This window comes from Oceanobacillus saliphilus, from assembly GCF_023522835.1.
GTDB lineage: Bacteria > Bacillota > Bacilli > Bacillales > Amphibacillaceae > Oceanobacillus > Oceanobacillus saliphilus.
This window is the reverse complement of the sequence record NZ_JALCZU010000064.1, coordinates 1-282: the sequence shown is the minus strand read 5'-3', so window position 1 is coordinate 282 and position 282 is coordinate 1. Positions and strand designations below refer to the sequence as shown.

The 282-nt window shown below is 51.8% G+C and carries 2 protein-coding genes; both read right to left on the bottom strand.

Annotated features, from left to right (window positions below):
- Positions 1-116, bottom strand: a 116-nt coding sequence (locus tag MN204_RS21605) for a LysR family transcriptional regulator (protein ID WP_368858690.1), incomplete at its 3' end; no start/stop codon positions are given.
- Complete coding sequence (locus tag MN204_RS21600; protein WP_368858689.1) at positions 113-265, bottom strand: citrate lyase holo-[acyl-carrier protein] synthase; 153 nt, start codon at positions 263-265, stop codon at positions 113-115. The genes MN204_RS21605 and MN204_RS21600, both read right to left, overlap by 4 nt.
- Between the last annotated feature and the right edge of the window lie 17 nt (positions 266-282).

The following is a 282-nucleotide window of genomic DNA, read 5'->3' as shown; positions in this document are numbered from 1 at the left end:
AACCGATGAATTGCTTGAGTCACTGCCGGTTGTGAGACCGCAAACTGCTTGGCGACCATCGTATAATTTTGGCAATCAACTAACGCCCGAAAATAATCTAAATCACGTGTATTCATCCGCGTTCACCAAATTCCTTCATGTACATCGCCGCAATCTTTTGCTGTAGCTCAGCCACTGAATGCCGCCGTGAACGCGCGCAATCCTTGGCTTCACGGTGACATAATAAGCAACGACGCTTCGGCAGCCCCAAATCCGTCCGCGACAGCGCGCGCTGTGAACCCG